This is a genomic window from Acidovorax sp. GW821-FHT10E04 (genome assembly GCF_059415185.1).
Map to the genome: position 1 here is coordinate 214,282 of NZ_JBWKMT010000007.1, position 16,600 is coordinate 230,881.

The 16,600-nt window shown below is 70.7% G+C and carries 20 protein-coding genes; 13 read left to right on the forward strand and 7 right to left on the reverse strand.

Annotation, left to right across the window (positions count from 1 at the left end):
- Positions 1-5 precede the first annotated feature (5 nt).
- Positions 6-647, reverse strand: coding sequence for a phosphonate C-P lyase system protein PhnH (gene phnH, locus AC07OC_RS21875; RefSeq protein WP_218341410.1), 642 nt, complete (start codon positions 645-647; stop codon positions 6-8).
- Positions 644-1,171 carry a phosphonate C-P lyase system protein PhnG gene (phnG, locus tag AC07OC_RS21880; protein ID WP_218341409.1) on the reverse strand — a complete coding sequence of 176 codons (528 nt, stop codon included), beginning with the start codon at positions 1,169-1,171 and terminating at the stop codon, positions 644-646. The genes phnH and phnG overlap by 4 nt, the downstream gene beginning before the upstream one ends.
- 75 nt (positions 1,172-1,246) lie before the next feature.
- Between phnG and phnF the strand changes: the two genes are divergently transcribed.
- Genes phnF through AC07OC_RS21905 form a run of 5 tightly spaced genes read left to right on the forward strand, consistent with a single transcriptional unit; the run spans position 1,247 to position 4,995 of the window.
- Positions 1,247-2,014, forward strand: a complete 768-nt coding sequence (phnF, locus tag AC07OC_RS21885; protein ID WP_218341408.1) for a phosphonate metabolism transcriptional regulator PhnF — start codon at positions 1,247-1,249, stop codon at positions 2,012-2,014.
- Complete coding sequence (locus AC07OC_RS21890) at positions 2,004-2,738, forward strand: DUF1045 domain-containing protein (protein ID WP_218341407.1); 735 nt, start codon at positions 2,004-2,006, stop codon at positions 2,736-2,738. The genes phnF and AC07OC_RS21890 overlap by 11 nt, the downstream gene beginning before the upstream one ends.
- A complete protein-coding gene (gene phnN, locus AC07OC_RS21895; RefSeq protein WP_218297261.1) occupies positions 2,735-3,361 on the forward strand; it encodes a phosphonate metabolism protein/1,5-bisphosphokinase (PRPP-forming) PhnN in 627 nt (208 codons plus the stop codon). The genes AC07OC_RS21890 and phnN overlap by 4 nt, the downstream gene beginning before the upstream one ends.
- Positions 3,358-3,780, forward strand: coding sequence for an arsenate reductase (glutaredoxin) (gene arsC, locus AC07OC_RS21900; RefSeq protein WP_218297262.1), 423 nt, complete (start codon positions 3,358-3,360; stop codon positions 3,778-3,780). Before phnN ends, arsC begins: the two co-directional genes overlap by 4 nt.
- Positions 3,781-3,801: 21 nt before the next feature.
- Positions 3,802-4,995: an MFS transporter gene (locus tag AC07OC_RS21905; RefSeq protein ID WP_218341406.1), complete on the forward strand. Its 1,194-nt coding sequence runs from the start codon at positions 3,802-3,804 to the stop codon at positions 4,993-4,995.
- Here AC07OC_RS21905 and AC07OC_RS21910 read toward each other — a convergent pair whose 3' ends face one another.
- Complete coding sequence (locus tag AC07OC_RS21910; protein WP_370627866.1) at positions 4,996-5,661, reverse strand: DNA-3-methyladenine glycosylase I; 666 nt, start codon at positions 5,659-5,661, stop codon at positions 4,996-4,998.
- A gap of 76 nt (positions 5,662-5,737) precedes the next feature.
- Between AC07OC_RS21910 and AC07OC_RS21915 the strand changes: the two genes are divergently transcribed.
- From AC07OC_RS21915 to AC07OC_RS21925, 3 genes are read left to right on the forward strand one after another with little or no spacing between them, the layout of a single operon-like run.
- Positions 5,738-6,892, forward strand: coding sequence for an aminopeptidase (locus tag AC07OC_RS21915; RefSeq protein ID WP_218341404.1), 1,155 nt, complete (start codon positions 5,738-5,740; stop codon positions 6,890-6,892).
- Between the two features lie 11 nt (positions 6,893-6,903).
- A complete protein-coding gene (locus tag AC07OC_RS21920; protein ID WP_218341403.1) occupies positions 6,904-7,311 on the forward strand; it encodes a polyhydroxyalkanoic acid system family protein in 408 nt (135 codons plus the stop codon).
- 17 nt (positions 7,312-7,328) lie between these two features.
- Positions 7,329-8,027, forward strand: a complete 699-nt coding sequence (locus tag AC07OC_RS21925; protein WP_218341402.1) for a nitroreductase — start codon at positions 7,329-7,331, stop codon at positions 8,025-8,027.
- 16 nt (positions 8,028-8,043) lie between these two features.
- On the opposite strand, the gene ocd is transcribed toward AC07OC_RS21925, so the two are convergent.
- Entirely contained in the window at positions 8,044-9,105 is a 1,062-nt protein-coding gene (ocd, locus tag AC07OC_RS21930; RefSeq protein ID WP_218297268.1) for an ornithine cyclodeaminase, read from the reverse strand.
- A 159-nt stretch (positions 9,106-9,264) separates the two neighbouring features.
- Positions 9,265-9,993 carry an IclR family transcriptional regulator gene (locus AC07OC_RS21935; protein ID WP_218341401.1) on the reverse strand — a complete coding sequence of 243 codons (729 nt, stop codon included), beginning with the start codon at positions 9,991-9,993 and terminating at the stop codon, positions 9,265-9,267.
- A 159-nt stretch (positions 9,994-10,152) separates the two neighbouring features.
- Between AC07OC_RS21935 and AC07OC_RS21940 the strand changes: the two genes are divergently transcribed.
- Both AC07OC_RS21940 and AC07OC_RS21945 read left to right on the forward strand, forming a co-directional pair.
- A complete protein-coding gene (locus AC07OC_RS21940) occupies positions 10,153-11,085 on the forward strand; it encodes a hydroxymethylglutaryl-CoA lyase (RefSeq protein ID WP_218341400.1) in 933 nt (310 codons plus the stop codon).
- On the forward strand, positions 11,078-12,307 hold the full coding sequence (locus AC07OC_RS21945; RefSeq protein ID WP_218341399.1) for a CaiB/BaiF CoA transferase family protein: 1,230 nt from the start codon (positions 11,078-11,080) through the stop codon (positions 12,305-12,307). Before AC07OC_RS21940 ends, AC07OC_RS21945 begins: the two co-directional genes overlap by 8 nt.
- 179 nt (positions 12,308-12,486) lie before the next feature.
- Here AC07OC_RS21945 and AC07OC_RS21950 read toward each other — a convergent pair whose 3' ends face one another.
- Positions 12,487-12,741 (reverse strand): acyl-CoA-binding protein, encoded by a 255-nt coding sequence (locus tag AC07OC_RS21950; protein ID WP_218297272.1) that lies wholly within the window; start codon positions 12,739-12,741, stop codon positions 12,487-12,489.
- A 163-nt stretch (positions 12,742-12,904) separates the two neighbouring features.
- On the opposite strand from AC07OC_RS21950, the gene AC07OC_RS21955 reads away from it, so the two are divergent.
- Positions 12,905-14,539, forward strand: a complete 1,635-nt coding sequence (locus AC07OC_RS21955) for a wax ester/triacylglycerol synthase family O-acyltransferase (RefSeq protein WP_218297273.1) — start codon at positions 12,905-12,907, stop codon at positions 14,537-14,539.
- On the forward strand, positions 14,536-15,156 hold the full coding sequence (locus tag AC07OC_RS21960; protein WP_255591699.1) for a DUF922 domain-containing Zn-dependent protease: 621 nt from the start codon (positions 14,536-14,538) through the stop codon (positions 15,154-15,156). Before AC07OC_RS21955 ends, AC07OC_RS21960 begins: the two co-directional genes overlap by 4 nt.
- A gap of 27 nt (positions 15,157-15,183) precedes the next feature.
- On the opposite strand, the gene AC07OC_RS21965 is transcribed toward AC07OC_RS21960, so the two are convergent.
- Complete coding sequence (locus AC07OC_RS21965; RefSeq protein ID WP_218341398.1) at positions 15,184-16,041, reverse strand: LysR family transcriptional regulator; 858 nt, start codon at positions 16,039-16,041, stop codon at positions 15,184-15,186.
- Between the two features lie 95 nt (positions 16,042-16,136).
- Here AC07OC_RS21965 and AC07OC_RS21970 point away from each other — a divergent pair, with 95 nt between their 5' ends.
- Complete coding sequence (locus AC07OC_RS21970) at positions 16,137-16,517, forward strand: tautomerase family protein (protein WP_218341397.1); 381 nt, start codon at positions 16,137-16,139, stop codon at positions 16,515-16,517.
- Positions 16,518-16,600 lie beyond the last annotated feature (83 nt).

Below are 16,600 nucleotides of genomic sequence, written 5' to 3' on the forward strand. Positions count from 1 at the left end.
GCGGCTCAGGCCTCCACGGTGGATGGTGATTCGATGCGGGTGGTGCGCGGCAGGCCGGCGATGTGCGTGGCCGTGGCCAGCACCACGTCCACCCCGCGCGGGAAGGCACCGTGGTTGTCGGCCCACTGCGTGCAGAAGTCCTCTGGCAACCCCGCGACATGCAGGTGCTGCGCACTGCGGATGCCGGGGCCCGCAAGGCGCCAGGCGCCTGCGCCCTCCCCAGCCGGTGCCAGCACCGCCACGTCGATCACGCAGGTGGCGGACTGGTCCGGGTATTCGTCGCTGCCGCGCTGCAGGCGGGCCAGGGCGGGCATGGCATCGCCCGCAGCCACCCAGGCGAAGCGCGCCTGCTCGGGCGCCTCGACCAGCACGCAGCCGGTATGAAACCGCAGCCACACGCCGGCCTGGCTGGCCGCGAGTTGGGGGGACAGCCACAGCGTGCATTCGCTGTCGAGCAAAGCCAGCAGCACGGCCGCAGAGGCCGCGTGCCCGGTGGTGGGCACTTCGGCATCGTGCACGATGGCGACCGGGGCGCCCGGCTGCGACAGGGCCCGCAGCACCGCGCGGAACACGCCCTGGCTGCCCAGGGCCTCGCTGGAAAAGCCCGCACCCAGTGCGGACAGGGAGGTGGTAGGGGTGGTGCTCATTCCTGGTCCTCTTCGCTGCCGTCGTCGTTGATGCTGCCGCTCTCGCGCGCCACGGTGAAGAAGTCCACCCGCGTGCTGGCCGCCCGGGCCTGGCGCTCGGACTGCACCTGCACCAGGTGGCGGCGGATGGGATCGAGCAGGCTGGTGTCGAGCCCGGCCTGGCGCGCGGGGTCCTGCAGCAGCGCATCGGCCAGGGCCGCCAGTTGCACCTGGCGGTGCGAGCGGCCGAGCACGTAGGCCACGCCCACGGTGGGCTCGCCGCCATCGGCGCCGTCCACGTCCACGCGCAGTGCGCAGCGGGTGACCGTGACCTCGCCCAGGTTGAAGCGCTCGCCGGTGCCGCCGGCGCGGCCCTGCACCATCATCAGACCCGTTTCCGGGGCGCGCAGCCAGCGGGCAGGCAGTGCGGCGTGGTCGTGCAGCGCGGGCTCCAGGATGTCGATGGGCGCGCGGGCCAGCAGCGCCATCCAGTGCGCCCGCGAGAGCGGGCGGCCCGGGCCCGGGTTGTCAAAGGCTTGAAACATGGAGGTGGTACTCTTTAAGTTGTATAGACAAATTGAACAACTGGCGCCAGCTTAGACAGCGCGCATGTAGGTTTCATGACAGCCACCACCAGCACACAAGTTCTTGCCCACCCCGCCCCTGCAGCACGCCCGGCACGCGACAGCTTCTGGACCCGCATCGCCGCCGAACTGGCCGAGGCCATCGGCAGCGGCATCTACCCCCCGGGCCAGCGCCTGCCCTCGGAGCACGCACTGGCCGAGCAGTTCGGGGTGAACCGCCACACCATCCGCCGCTCGCTGGCCAGCCTGTGCAGCCAGGGGCTGGTGCGCATCACCCAGGGCAGCGGCACCTACGTGGAGGACTTCGCGGTGGACCTGGCGCTGGGCAAGCGCGTGCGCCACCAGCAGGGCCTGGCGCAGGCCGGCCTGCGCGGCAGCCTGGTGGTGCTGCAGGAACAGACGGTGCGCGCCACGGCCGCGCTGGCCAAGGCCCTGCAGGTGCCGACGCGCAGCCCGCTGCTGCAATTGCGCGTGATCGGCCAGGCCGAGGGCCAGCCGCTGCACGTGAGCGAGCGCTACTTTCCCCTGCCCCGCTTCGCGGGCCTGGCGGCCGTGGTGCGCGAGACCGGCTCCATCACCGCCGGCTTCACCGCGCATGGCGTGGCCGACTACACGCGGCGCGAGAGCCGCATCACCGCCGAGCTGCCCGATGCCGCCGTGGCCGCCGAGCTGCGCCAGCCCGCCGCGCGCCCGGTGCTGCTGGTCGAGAGCCTGAATGTGGACCTGGCCGGCACGCCCATCGAATGGGCGCGCGCCTGGTTCGCGGGCGACCGCGTCAAACTCACCATCACCCATGACGAATAACCACGCCACGGCCCCCACGGCGGCCCACCGCTATGCGGTGTACTTCGCTCCCCACCCCGGCACCCTGGCCTGGCTGGCCGGCAGCCACTGGCTGGGCCGCTGCGCGGCGCTGCTGCGGCCCCTGCCACAACTGGACATCCACGGCGTGGCCAAGGAAGAACTGGAGCGCCTGACCGCCGCCCCGCGCCGCTACGGCTGGCATGCCACGCTCAAGGCGCCGTTTGCGCTGGCACCGGGCGTGGACTGGCTCACGCTGCAGCATGCCGTGCAGACGCTGGCCGACAGCCTGCGCCCCTTCAGCATGCCGCCCCTGCAGGTCCAGCGCATCGACGACTTCCTCGCGCTGGTGCCCATGCCCTCGCACCCGGCCAACGCCGAGATCCAGGCCGCAGCCGCCACCTGCGTGACGCAGCTGCAGCCGCTGGCGGCGCCCCTGTCCGCCAGCGACCTGGCGCGCCGCCGCGCGGCCGGGCTCACGCCCCGGCAGGATGCGCTGTTGCAGCAGTGGGGCTACCCCTTCGTGCTGGAGGAGTTCCGCTTCCACCTGTCACTGACCGGCTCCCTCGCGGGCGAGCGCGAAGACACCGTGGAACTGGTGCTCGATGCGGCCGAGCAGTTCTTCGCCGACCTGCCCCCGCTGCGCTTCAACAGCCTGGCACTGTTCGCCGAGCCCGCGCCGGGCGCCGACTTCGTGCTGCTGGACCACCTGGAGCTGGGCGCATGACGGCCCGGCTGGTGTACTTCATGGGCCCTTCCGGCGCGGGCAAGGACAGCCTTCTCGGCTGGCTGCACGCGCACCTGCCAGCCCCCTGCCCCGTGCACTGGGCACGGCGCACCATCAGCCGCCCCGCCGCGCCCGGCGGCGAGGCGCACGAGAGCGTGCCGCCCGAGGCCTTCGCGGCGCTGCGCGGTGAGCAGGCGTTTGCCCTGCACTGGGAGGCCAACGGCCTGGGCTATGGCATCCGGGCCGCGCAGCTCGCGCCACTGGCCCACGGCCAATGGGTGCTGCTCAACGGTTCGCGCGCCTACCTGGCCGATGCACTGGCGCGGTTCCCCGACCTGGTGGCCGTGCACATCACCGCCAGCCCGCACGTACTGCGCGAGCGGCTGCTTTCGCGCGGCCGCGAGACCCCCGGGGAGGTGGAGGCCCGCGTGCAGCGTGCGGCGGCGTTCATGCCGCCCCCGGGCGCGGCCAGCCTGGAAGTGCGCAACGACGGAACGCTGAACGACGCCGGCCAGCAACTGCTGCACGCGCTGAAGCGGTTGCCGGGCTGGCCCGCGCACGGTGGCAAACTTTCAGGTCTTCACACCGCCCCTTCGTCAGCAAACCACCACGCCCCACCATGACCGCCATCACCATCTATCACAACCCAAAATGCGGCACGTCCCGCAACACGCTAGCCATGATCCGCAACAGCGGCGCCGAACCGGAAGTCATCGAATACCTCAAGACCCCGCCCGACCGCGCCACGCTGCTGGCGCTGATCGCCGCCACGGGCGAGCCCGTGATCAACGCCGTGCGCACCAAGGAAGCGGTTTTTACCGAACTGCAACTGGATGCGCCCGGCGTCACCGATGACCAGCTCATCGACGCGATGCTGGCCCACCCCATCCTCATCAACCGCCCCCTCGTCGCAACGCCGCTGGGCACGCGGCTGTGCCGTCCCTCGGAAAAGGTGCTGGACATCCTGCCCTCGCCCCAGCAAGGCGCCTTCACCAAGGAAGATGGCGAGGTCGTCGTCAACGCCCAGGGCCAGCGTGTCTGAGACCGTGGCGCCTCGCACGGCATGAGCGCCGCGCCACAGCGCTGGACCGTGGCGCGCCTGGGCACGGCCCAGACCCTGGCCTGGGCCTCGTCCTACTACCTGCCCGCCATGCTGGCCGTGCCCATGGCGCGCGACCTGGGCGTGGCCACGCCCACCGTGTTCGCCGCGTTCTCGCTGGCGCTCATCGTGTCCGCCCTGCTGGGGCCGCTGGCGGGCCGGACCATCGACCGCCATGGCGGCCGGCCGGTGCTGGTGGGCACCAACCTGCTGTTTGCCACCAGCCTGGCGGGCATGGCACTGGCACAGGGCCCGGTGGGCCTGTTTGCCGCCTGGGTGCTGATGGGCGTGGCCATGGGATCGGGCCTGTACGAAGCGGCCTTTGCCACGCTGGTGCGCCTGTATGGGCAGGGCGCGCGCGGCGCCATCACCGGCATCACGCTGATCGCGGGCTTTGCCAGCACGGTGGGCTGGCCGCTGTCGGCCTGGATGGAGGTGCACTGGGGCTGGCGCGGCGCGTGCGCGGGCTGGGCCGCGCTGCACCTGCTGGTGGGCGTGCCGCTGAATGGCTGGCTGCCCCGCACCGCGCCCGGCGAGCATGCCCCGGCCGCACCAGCGGGCGCCGCCCCCGCCGCCACGCCGGTGGCGCCCGCAGTGCCTGCGCCAGGCCACGCTGTGCGCACCACCGTGCTGCTGTCCTTCGTTTTCGCCGTCACCTGGTTCACCAGCACGGCCATGGCCGCCCACCTGCCGCGCCTGCTGCAGGCCAGCGGCACCTCGCTGCAGGCGGCGGTGGCCCTGGCCGCGCTGGTCGGCCCGGCCCAGGTGGCGGCGCGGTTGCTGGAGTTCGGCTTCCTGCGCCGCCTGCACCCCTTGCTGTCTGCGCAGCTGGCGGCCGCGGCCCACCCGGTGGGCGCGGCCTTGCTCATGGTGGTGGGCGGCCCGGCCGCGCTGGTGTTCACCGTGCTGCACGGGGCCGGCAACGGCATCCTGACCATCGCCAAGGGCACGCTGCCGCTGGTGTTGTTCGGGCCCGCCGGCTACGGCGCGCGCCAGGGCCTGATGATGGTGCCCGCCCGCGTGGCGCAGGCCTTCGCGCCGGTGCTGTTCGGCATGCTGCTCGATGGCGTGGGCGCAGCCGCCCTGTGGGCCACCACGCTGCTAGGCCTCGCGGCGCTGGCGGCGCTGTGGGTTCTGCGGCCGGTGGCGCGGCCCTGATCAGCCGCGCGGCGGCACAAACTCCGCGCGCGCCCGCAGCGCCGTGGCGCGCGAATGGCAGCCTTCCAGGTGGTCGTTCACGAGCCCCATGGCCTGCATGAAGGCGTACACCGTGGTGGGGCCCACGAAACTCCAGCCGCGTTTTTTCAGGTCCTTGGACAGGGCGATGGACGCGGGCGAAGTGGACAGGGTGCGCGCCACCTCGCGCGTGAGGCGCCCGGGCCGGTCGGCGGAGGAAGGCTCATAGCGCCAGGCGTAGTGCGCCAGCGATCCGAACTCGCGCCGCAGCTCCAGCACGCGCCGCGCGTTGTTGATGGTGGACTCGATCTTGCCCCGGTGGCGCACGATGGCCGCGTCCTGCACCAGGCGCTCGACGTCGGCCGGGCCGAAGGCGGCGACCTGCTCCGCGTCGAAGTGGGCAAACGCCGCGCGAAAGCCCTCGCGCTTGTTCAGGATGGTGAGCCAGCTCAGGCCCGACTGAAAACCCTCCAGGCAGATCTTCTCGAACAGCCGCCGGTCGTCCGCCACGGGAAAGCCCCATTCGTGGTCGTGGTAGTGGCGGTAGAAGGGCGTGGCCTGGCACCAGGCGCAGCGCGGGCAACCGGCCTCGTCGGCGAACAGGCCGGCAGGCAGGTCGGGGGTGGGTTCGGCGGTCATGCGCCGCATTCTAGAAACTGCACCGGCCACGCTGCTGACAACCATTCGGACGCCCGGCGCGATCTTCTGCCCATAAACTGCCCCCATGCGCCAGTTTCTCCCCCGCCTGCGGGCCGTGTCCGCCCCGTTGCTTTGCCTTGCACTGTCCGGGTGTGCCAGCACGACCGGTTCGCTGGGCTACTACTGGCAGTCCATGGTGGGGCACCTGGAACTCATGCAGTCGGCCGAGCCCATCGACCGCTGGGTGGCACGCACCGACATCGCGCCCGCGCTGCGCGAGCGCCTGCAGCTGGCGCAGCGCGCCCGGGCCTTCGCCGTGGCCGAGCTGGGCCTGCCCGACAACGCAAGCTACCGCCGCTACGCCGACCTGAAACGCCCCGCCGCCGTGTGGAACGTGGTGGCCGCGCCGCCGCACGCGCTCACGCTGCACACCTGGTGCTTTCCGGTCACGGGCTGCATCGGCTACCGCGGCTACTTCGCCCAGGCCGACGCCCAGGCCGAGGCCGACCAGCTCGCCGCGCAGGGGCTGGAGGTGGAGGTGTACGGCGTGCCCGCGTACTCCACGCTGGGCTACATGAACTGGGCGGGGGGCGACCCGCTGCTTTCCACCTTCATCTCCTGGCCCGAGGGCGACTTCGTGCGCCTGCTGTTCCACGAACTGGCGCACCAGGTGGTGTATGCCGAAGGGGACACGCTGTTCAACGAGTCCTTTGCCACGGCGGTCGAACGCATTGGCGTGGCGCGGTGGCTGGCCACCCATTCCACCCCCCAGGCGCGCGAGGCCTACGCCACCAGCGAGGCGCGGCGCGGCGCGTTCCGCGCGCTCACGCGCGCCACGCGCGAGCAGCTGGCCGCCATCTATGCACAAAAAGATGCCCTGGCGCTGGACGATCAAGCGCTGAATGCTATTAAAAATGAAGCAATGCAGGCATTCCGCGGGCGCTACGCCCAACTGCGCGCGCAGTGGCTGGGCACGGCTTCGGGCACCCAGCCTTCGGTCACCACGGCCCAGGTGGCAGGCTACGACCGCTGGGTGGCCAAGGCCAACAACGCGAGCTTTGCCGCCCAGGCGGCCTACGACGAACTCGTGCCCGCGTTCGAGGCCCTGTTCGAACAGCAGGGCCGCGACTGGCCCCGGTTTTATGATGTCGTACGGCAGCTGGCGCAGCAGCCCCAGCCGCAGCGCCGCGAGGCCTTGCGTGCCCTGCTGCCCGCGCAGCCCCCACAAAAATCCTCTTAAGGAGACACCCTGTGCCTGACATCCACATCCATCGCGAACACCACCTGGGCCTGAAAGAGGCCCGCAAGATCGCCTTCTCCTGGGCCGAGAAGGCCGAGGAAAAATTCGACATGGAATGTGTCTATGAAGAGGGCGACACCGAAGACACGCTCACCTTCACGCGCTCGGGCGTCAAGGGCACGCTGCTCGTGGACGCGCGGCAGTTCGAGATGAAGGCCCAGCTGGGTTTTCTGTTCGGCGCGTTCAAGGACCGCATCGAGGCCGAAATTGGCGAACAGCTCGATGCCCTGCTCAATGCGCCCCACCCCGGCACCAAGAAGCCCGCCACCGACAAGAAGAAACACGCGGCAGAGGCGGGCGCCGGCAAGCCGGGTACCAAGGCGGCGGCCAAACCTGCGGCCAAGGCCAAGAAGGCGTAGCCGCCAGGGCCCGGACCATGACATCCACCGCCACCGCCGCCCACAGCCCGGCGTTCGACACCCTGTCCGCGCTGCTTCACACCCGCTACAGCTGCCGCGCCTTTCTGCCCGAACCCCTGCCGCGCACCACCATGCAAGCCATCCTGGCCACCGCGCAACGCACGGCCTCGTGGTGCAACGCGCAGCCCTGGCAGCTCACCATTGCCAGCGGCGCCACGCTCGAGCGCCTGCGCGGCGCACTGCAGTCGCACATGTCCGCGGCAGCCCCTGCGCCCGACCTGCCCTGGCCCCGCGAATACCGGGGCGTGTACCAGGAGCGGCGGCGTGAATGCGGCTGGGGACTGTACGAGGCCCTGGGCATCGCCAAGGGCGACCGCGAGGCCTCGGCGCAACAGGCGGCGCAGAACTTCACGATGTTCGGCGCGCCGCATGTGGCCATCGTCAGCAGCGATGAGGCGCTGGGCGTCTATGGCGCGGTGGACTGCGGCGCGTACGTGTCAAGCTTCATGCTGGCCGCGCACAGCCTGGGCGTGGGCTCCATCGCGCAGGCCGCGCTGGCCTCGTACCCCGGCGTGCTGCGCGAGGTGCTGGGCATCGGCGCGGACCGCACCATCGTCTGCGGCATCTCGTTCGGCCTGGCCGACCCCGCGCACCCCGCCAACCACTTTCGCACCACGCGGGCAGACCCTGCCGACAGCGTGGTGTGGCGCGACTGACGGGGCGGGCACGTCCTCAGGCCGCCGCGCGCAGCAAGGGGCCGCGCGCGTGCAGCACGCCAAACAGGTTCTTGGGGTCGGACAGTTCGGGGATGAGTTCGATGGGCTGGCCCACCCCCAGTTCGGCCGCGGCATGGCGCATGAACCGCAGCGCGGAAAAATCCTCCAGCGCGAAGCCCACCGAGTCGAACACGGTCACCTGCGCATCGCTGCCGCGGCCCGGCAGGCGGCCCGCCAGCACCTCCCACAACTCGGTCACCGCGAAGTCGGACGGCAGTTGCTGGATATCGCCCTCGATGCGCGTCTGCGGCGCATATTCGACGAACACCTGCGCCTGGCGCAACACGTCGGCATGCAGCTCCGTCTTGCCGGGGCAGTCGCCGCCCACCGCATTGATGTGCATGCCGGGCGCCAGCATGTCCGGCGTGAGGATGGTGGCGTTGGTCTTGTCGGCCGTCACCGTGGTCACGATGTCGGCGCCGCGCACGGCCTCGGCCGCGCTGGCGCAGGCCACGGTGCGCAGGCCGCCGCCCTGCAGGTTGGCCTGCAGCTTGGCGGTGGCGGCCGGGTCGGTGTCGAACAGCCGCAGCGTGTCGACGCCCAGCAGGTGGTGGAACGCCAGCGCCTGGAACTCGCTTTGCGCACCGTTGCCGATGAGCGCCATGGTGCGCGCGCCGGGGCGTGCCAGGGCACGTGCGGCCACCGCCGACATGGCGGCCGTGCGCAGCGCCGTGGTGAGCGTGAGCTCGCTCAGCAGCAGGGGCGCCCCCGTGGCCACGTCGGCCAGCACGCCGAACGCCATCACGGTCGACAGGCCCAGCCGGGTGTTGCGCGGGTGGCCGTTGACGTACTTGAAGGCATACGTCTCCCCGTCGGCGATGGGCATGAGCTCGATCACGCCGTCCCGCGAATGGCTGGCCACGCGCGCCGACTTGTCGAACGCCTGCCAGCGCAGGAAATCGGCATGGATGTTGTCGGCGATGCCGCGCAGGCAGGCCTCGATGCCCTTGCGGCGCACCAGGTCGATGACATCGGGCGCGCTGAGGTACAGGGTGGTGAAGGTGTTCTGGGAACGCATGGTGCTTGTCTCCGTAAGGGATGGGACAAGTTTCCCGGAGCGCCGCAGCAATGTGAATCGCCAGAACTGCCGCATATTGCAGGCCGGGTTGGCGAAACGGCAGCGCAAACTGCCCTTCTGCCCAATCCCGCGCACCACCTCTGTCTCAGCCTCTTCTGGCTACACCTGCCCGTTCAGGCGGCGTGCCGCCTCCAGCACCGCCTTCACGTAGCGCTCGTCATAGCGGTGCGCGGGCATGGTCAGCGTGACCGCCGCCGCCAGGCTGCCATCGGCATGGAAAACCGGTGCCGAGATTCCGGCGACCTCGTCGAGCCGGTCGCCCACGCTGGCGGCATAGCCATCGGCCCGGATGCGCGCATGCAGCGCGCGGTCCCGCGCGCCCGGCACGCGCCCGGGAGCCGGATCGAACGCCACCAGCACCCGCCCGCCCGTGCCACGCTCGAGCGGCAGCAGATCGCCCGCGCGAATGTGGTCGCGCACGGGGTGTGGCGAATCCACCCGGAACTGGCACAGGCGCACGTCCCCCTGGCGCACGTGGTAGGCCGCGCTTTCGCCCGTGGCGGCCACCAGATCGCGCAGCACCGGCAGCACCACCCGGTCGAGGGAGAACGCGGCGGCGTACAGCGCATACAGCCGCGCCACCTCGGGGCCCAGGGCGTAGCGGCCGTCCGCGAGCCGCTGCACCCATCGTGCATGCTCCAGCGATGCGAGCAGGCGCAGCGCCGTGCTCTTGTGCAGCTGCGTGCGCGTGGCCAGTTCCGCGAGCGGCAGGGCACCGTCGCCCTGCCGGAACGCACCCAGCAGCGTGAGCGCGCGGTCCACGGCCGCCACGCCGCCCGGGGCGGCATCGGCATCGGCCAGGGATTCATGGGTGGATTTGCGGGGCATGCGGGCGCGGGGTGGAAACAGGACGCAGGGGCGGGGGCTTGACGCAAAAGCGCAAACCGTCAATCATTTCAATAGAAAGAACTTCGTTCCATCTATTAGAACGACAACCCTCCGCAGCGTCAAGCCCCGGCGCTCGGCCAGCCCCGCAGGAATCCGCCCATGCCCGTCCCCGACATCCTCATCAGCGAAGTAGGCCCGCGCGACGGCTTGCAGTCCGTGAAAGCCACCATGCCCACGCAGCACAAGCTGCGCTGGATCGACGCGCTCGTGGCGGCGGGCCTGCGCGAAATTGAAGTCGGCTCCTTCGTGCCCGCGCGGCTGCTGCCGCAGATGGCCGACGTGGCCGAGGTGGTGCGCCACGCGCTCACCCACCCCGGCATCACCGTGATGGCCCTGGTGCCCAACCTGCGCGGCGCCGAGGCCGCGCTGGCCAGCGGCGTGCACAAGATCACGCTGCCCGTGTCGGCCAGCGCGGCGCATTCACTGGCCAATGTGCGCAAGAGCCCGGACGCCATGGTGGACGAGCTGCGCGCCATCACCCGCCTGCGCGCCGAGACCGCGCCGCAGGTGCTGGTGGAAGTGGGCATTTCCACCGCGTTCGGCTGCACGCTGCAGGGCGAAGTGCCCGAGGACGACGTGATCCGCCTGGCCGCCAGTTGCGTGGCGGCGGGCGTGGACGAGGTCGGCCTGTCGGACACCACCGGCATGGCCAACCCCGCGCAGGTGCGCCGCCTGTTCACGCGGCTGCGCAGCGAGATCGGCCCGCGCGCCGGCGCGGCCCACATGCACAACACGCGCGGCCTGGGCCTGGCCAACTGCCTGGCCGCATACGACGTGGGAGTGCGCACCTTCGACGCATCGCTGGGCGGCCTGGGCGGCTGCCCCTATGCGCCGGGCGCCTCCGGCAACGTGGTCACCGAAGACCTGGTGTTCATGTTCGAGGCCATGGGTCTGTCCACGGGTGTGGACCTGCACAAGCTCTTCGCGGCCCGCGTGCCGTTGCAGGCGGGGCTGCCCGGCGAACCGGTCTACGGGATGACGCCCGAAGCGGGCCTGCCCAAGGGCTGGACCCAGGAGACACCACATGCCTGAAAACAACGAGAGCGCCCCAGGCGGCGGCCGGACCGCCCTGCCCTACACCGGCATCCGCGTGGTGGAGTTCACCCACATGGTCATGGGCCCCACCTGCGGCCTGGTGCTGGCCGACCTGGGGGCCGAGGTCATCAAGGTCGAGCCCATCGGCCATGGCCGCGAGGGCGATGCCACGCGCAAGCTGCGCGGGTCGGGGGCGGGCTTCTTCCCGCTGTTCAACCGCAACAAGAAGAGCCTGGCGCTGGACCTGGAAACCCCCGAGGGCAAGGAGGCCGTGCTGCGCCTGATCGCGACGGCCGACATCGTGAGCGAGAACTTCAAGCCCGGCACCATGCAGAAGCTGGGACTGGACTACCCGAGCCTGAAGGCCCTGAACCCGCGCCTCATCTACGTGAGCCACAAGGGCTTTCTGCCCGGCCCGTACGACCACCGCACCGCCCTGGATGAAGTGGTGCAGATGATGGGCGGCCTGGCCTACATGACCGGCCGGCCCGGCGACCCGCTGCGCGCGGGCACCAGCGTGAACGACATCATGGGCGGCATGTTCGGCGCGATCGGCGCCATGGCCGCGCTCGCACAGCGCGAGAAGACCGGGCGCGGCCAGGAGGTGCAGAGCGCGCTGTTCGAGAACAACGTGTTCCTCGTCGCGCAGCACATCATGCAGTTCGCCGTCACCGGCCAGCCGGCCGCCCCCATGCCCGCTCGCATCTCGGCCTGGGCGATCTACGACGTGTTCCAGGTGAAGGACGGCGAGCAGATCTTCCTGGCCGTGGTGAGCGGTGGCGCCTGGGCGGTGTTCTGCGATGCCTTCGGCTTTGCCGACCTGAAGGCCGACCCGCGCCTGGCCAGCAACAACGACCGCGTGCGCGAACGCGCCTGGATGATGCCGCTCTTGCGCGAGCGGCTCGCGCCCTTCAGCGCCGCGCACCTGGCCGACGTGTTCGAGCGCCACGCCCTGCCCTTTGCGCCCATCACGCGGCCAGAGGACCTGCTGGACGACCCCCACCTCAACGCCACCGGCGCCCTGGCCCCCATGACCCTGCCCGATGGCCGCGCCACCCAGACGGTGCTGCTGCCGCTGGCCATGGACGGCCAGCGCCCCGGCGTGCGCCTCTCGCCGCCCCGGGTGGGTGAGCACAATGCGGAGCTGCTGGCCGAGCTGGGTTACGACGCTATAAAAATTGAAGCGCTTGGCGCTTACCCAGCAAGCGGTAGCGCCTGATTTTTCTCTGGTTGCTGAGGATCTGCCAAAAAACAAGCGGCCGAGGCCGCTTGTTTTTGACTCCGCCAGCCTGCCCACCAAGGGGCAGGGCCCAGACCAGTGTCACCATGGAACCGGCTTTGCCGGGCCACCGGTGGCGTGTCCCCCCTGAGGGGAAAGGCGCGCAGCGCCTCAGGGGGCTACTGGAGTGACGTGATCAGGTCGACATATTGCTGCTTGGCGGCATCCGCTTCGGTGCCCTTGAGCTTTTCCCACGCGTCCCATTTGGCACGGCCCACCATGTCGGAGAAGCTGGGCTTCTTCTCGGTGTTGTCGCCCGCGGTGGCCTGCTTGTACAGCGCGTAGATCTTGAGCAGCGTGGCGTTGTCGGGGCGCTCGCTGAGGTTCTTGGAATTGGCTACGGCGGCTTCGAAGGTGGCGTTCAGGTCGGCCATGTCGGTTGCTCCTTGGATGGAAAACGAAAGAAGGGGAAGGGGGAGGGAAAGAACGGTGTCGGCAAGGGTTTGCTGCGTTGTATCTTACGGGCTGCGCACCGCGCCAAGCGGTGCCATCCATAGAGGCAAGCCCCCAAAAACAACCACAACAGGTGTACATCTGATGGTGACCCGCATCCCAGCCCCCCGCGCCCCGGCCACCGAAGGCGCCGCCAGCCCCCTGCGCAAGGTGCGCGCCCAGGCCCCCGACGTCGCCCGCCGCGCGGCCCAGGCCCTTCCGCCCGCCGCGCGCAAGGCCGCCGGCGTGGTGCAAAAGAACGTGCGGCGTGCCGCCACCGGCATGCTGGGCCTCTCGGGCGAACGCATGAGCAAGGTCGACACGGCCTGGCTGCGCATGGACTCGGCCAGCAACCTGATGATGATCAACGGCGTGTGGACGCTCTCGCCCGGCATCGGCTGGGACGCGCTGTGCGAGCGCGTGCAGCAGCGCCTGCTGCAGTACCCGCGCTTTCGCCAGCGCGTGGTGGAGGACGCGGCCGGGGCCACCTGGGTGGAAGACCGCCAGTTCGACATCGCCGCCCATGTGCTGCGCGAGACGCTGCCCCGCACCCCCGGGCAAAGCATGCAGCGCGCCCTGCAGGACCGCGTGGGCGAGCTGGCCATGCAGCCGCTGGACGCGCGCCGCCCGCTGTGGCAGATGCACCTGATCGAGGACTTCGTGGGCGACGACGGCCAGCCCGGCAGCGCCCTCGTGGTGCGCATCCACCACTGCATCGCGGACGGCATCGCGCTGATCTCGGTGACCATGTCGCTGGTCGATGGCGGTGCCGAGCCCCCCAGGCGCAAGTCCCGTGCGGACAAGGAGGCCGCCACGGCGGAGGACTGGATCGCCGACACGCTCATCAAGCCTTTCACCGGCATGACCGTGAAAGCGCTCGATATGGCCGGCGACAGCGCGGCCAGGTCGCTGCAGATGCTGGGCGACCCCGAGAAGGCGATGCAGAACGGCCTGTCGGGCACCCTGGACATGGCGCGCGTGGCCTACCAGCTGGTGAGCGACGCGGCCGCCCTGGCGCTGATGCCCGACGATTCACCCACGCGCCTGAAGGGCCAGCCCGGCCAAGCCAAGCGCGTGGCGTGGTGCCCGCCCATCCCGCTGGAGGAGGTCAAGGCCATCGGCAAGGCGCTCAACTGCTCGATCAACGACGTGCTGCTGTCCTGCGTGGCCGGCGCCATCGGCGGCTACCTGCGCAGCCAGGGCGACGACCCCACGGGGCAGGAGATCCGCGCCATGATCCCCGTGAACCTGCGCCCCATGGAAGAGGCCTGGAAGCTGGGAAACCGCTTCGGCCTGGTGCCGCTGGTGCTGCCCATCGGCATGGCCAACCCGGTGGAGCGCGTGTACGAGGTGCGCAAGCGCATGAATGCGCTCAAAGGCAGCACTCAGCCCATCCTCGCGTTCGCGATGCTCGCCGTGGCGGGCCTGATGATCAAGCCCGCGCAGGACGCGCTGCTCAACCTGTTCGGCCGCAAGACCACGGCGGTCATGACCAATGTGCCGGGGCCCAAGGAGCAGCTCACGCTGTGCGGCGCGCGCGTCACGCAGTGCATGTTCTGGGTGCCGCAGTCGGGGGACATCGGCCTGGGGGTTTCCATCCTGAGCTATGGCGGCGGCGTGCAGTTCGGCGTGATCACCGACACCACGCTGTGCCCCGAGCCGCAGCGCATCATCGACGCGTTCGCGCCCGAGTTCGACCAGCTGTCGCTGCTCACGCTGATGCTGCCCTGGGGCGAATGAAGCGGCACCCTGTGACGCTGCGCGGCCTGGCGGCCCTGGCACGGCGGCCGCGGATGAAGGCCGCCGCACTGCTGGCGGCGCTGTGGGCCGCTGTGCCCCTGGCGCAGGCCGCCGTGCGCGAGGAGCATGCCGAGCGCCCTTACGCCGTGCATGCGGAGCCTGGCGACACGCTGCGCCAGGCGCTGAACGCGGCCACGCCCATCGTCACGGACGGCCAGCGCTTTCACGGCCACACCCGCTGGAACGTGCGCTGGACCTTCCGCTGGGGGCGCGAGGCCTCGTCGGGCGAATGCCGCATCACCGAGGTCACCACACGGCTGCGCACCGAGGTGCAGCTGCCCGAGCTGCGGCGCGCCACGCCGGCGCAGCGGGCGCTGTTCGACCGCTACCTGCCGGCCCTGTCGCGCCACGAGCAAGGCCATGTGCAGTTCGGGCGCGACGCCGCCCGCGCCATCGACCTGGGCATTGCGCAGCTGCCCGCCGCGCCGGACTGCGCCACGCTGGAGCGCCAGGCCAACGCGCTGGGCCACCGCCTGCTGCGCGAACACGCCGAGCGCGAGAAGCAATACGACCACGACACGCGCCACGGCGCATCGCAAGGCGCCAGGCTGGAGTGAGCGGATCATCGCCCGGCCTCGGCCAGGCTAGCCCCGCACCGCGCTGCGGAAAGCCGCGGACAGCGCCGCCAGGGCGTCGCGCGGGCGGCCGTCCCTGATGCGGGTGTGCAGCAGCACGGGCAGGCGGGGCAGTGCGGGCAGCGCAAGGCGCGTGCCGACGTCCACCGCGCCCAGGGGCAGCATGCGCGGGGCCAGCGCCGCCACCCCCAGCCCGGCCATCACGGCCGCGGCCACCGCCGCCACGCCGCCGCCCACAAACACCTCGGCCCAGGCCATGCCGGCGGCATCCAGCGACCGCCCCGCCATCGCGCGCACGCCACAGGGCTCGGCCAGCGTGGCCAGGGGCAGGGGTTCGCCCGCGCGGTGCTGCCAGCCGGGGGCCGCGAGCCAGCCGAACTGCTCTTCGGCCAGCAGCTCGCCGTCGCTGCGGCCCACGTGCATGCGGGCCAGCACCGCATCCAGCTCGCGCCGGTCGTAGGCTTGCAGCAGGTCGCCGGACGAGCCGATGCGGATCTCGATCAGGAGCTGCGGGTCCTGCGCGTTCATGCGGGCGATCAGCGCGGGCAGCTCGGGCCCGGCCACGTGGTCGCTGATGCCGATGGTCAGGCGCTGGCGCGCCTGGGCGAACGTGGCGAGCGCGCGGTCGTGCACGGCCAGGAGTTCACGGGCGTGTTCCAGAAAGGCGGCGCCCCGCGCGGACAGCTGCACATGCCGGGGCGTGCGCTCGATGAGCCGGCAGCCCAGGCGGGCCTCCAGCCGCTGGAGCTTGAGGCTCATCGCGGCCTGCGCCGTGCCCATCGCCTCGGCGGCGCGCGTGAAGCTGCCCAGCTCGGCAATGCGCACGAAGGCCTCGACGGCATCCAGATCCAGGGATCGCTCAACCATTTGAATTTGATATTTCTGAAATAGATATCCATAGCATATTCATATGGATAGCATTTCGCCAGCTTCTTCTTTTGTTGTTCAAAAAGGATCTTGCGATGCCCCTCATCCACATTGCCATGCGCGCCGGAAAGCCCGCGGCCTACCGCCAGGCGATCTTCGACACGCTGTACCGCGCCCTGCGCGAAACCTTCAACGTGCCCGAGGACGACCAGTTCATGACCATCACCGAGCACGAGGCCGCGAACTTCCGCTACAGCCCCACCTACCTGGGCGTGGTGCGCAGCGACGACGTGGTGTTCATCCAGATCACCGCCAACAACACGCGCACTCTGGAGCAGAAGAAGGCGCTGTTTGCACGCATCGCGCAGCTGCTCGGGGAAAGCCCGGGCCTCAGGCCCGAGGATGTGTTCGTGAACATCGTGGAGGTCGCCAAGGAGAACTGGTCCTTCGGGCATGGCCTGGCGCAGTACGCGTAGCCATCCCTTCCACGGCGCTGCGTGCCGTGGGCGGCGGTGAAGGCGGGTCGGCACGGCACCTGCGAACCAGCCGCCGGGCGGGG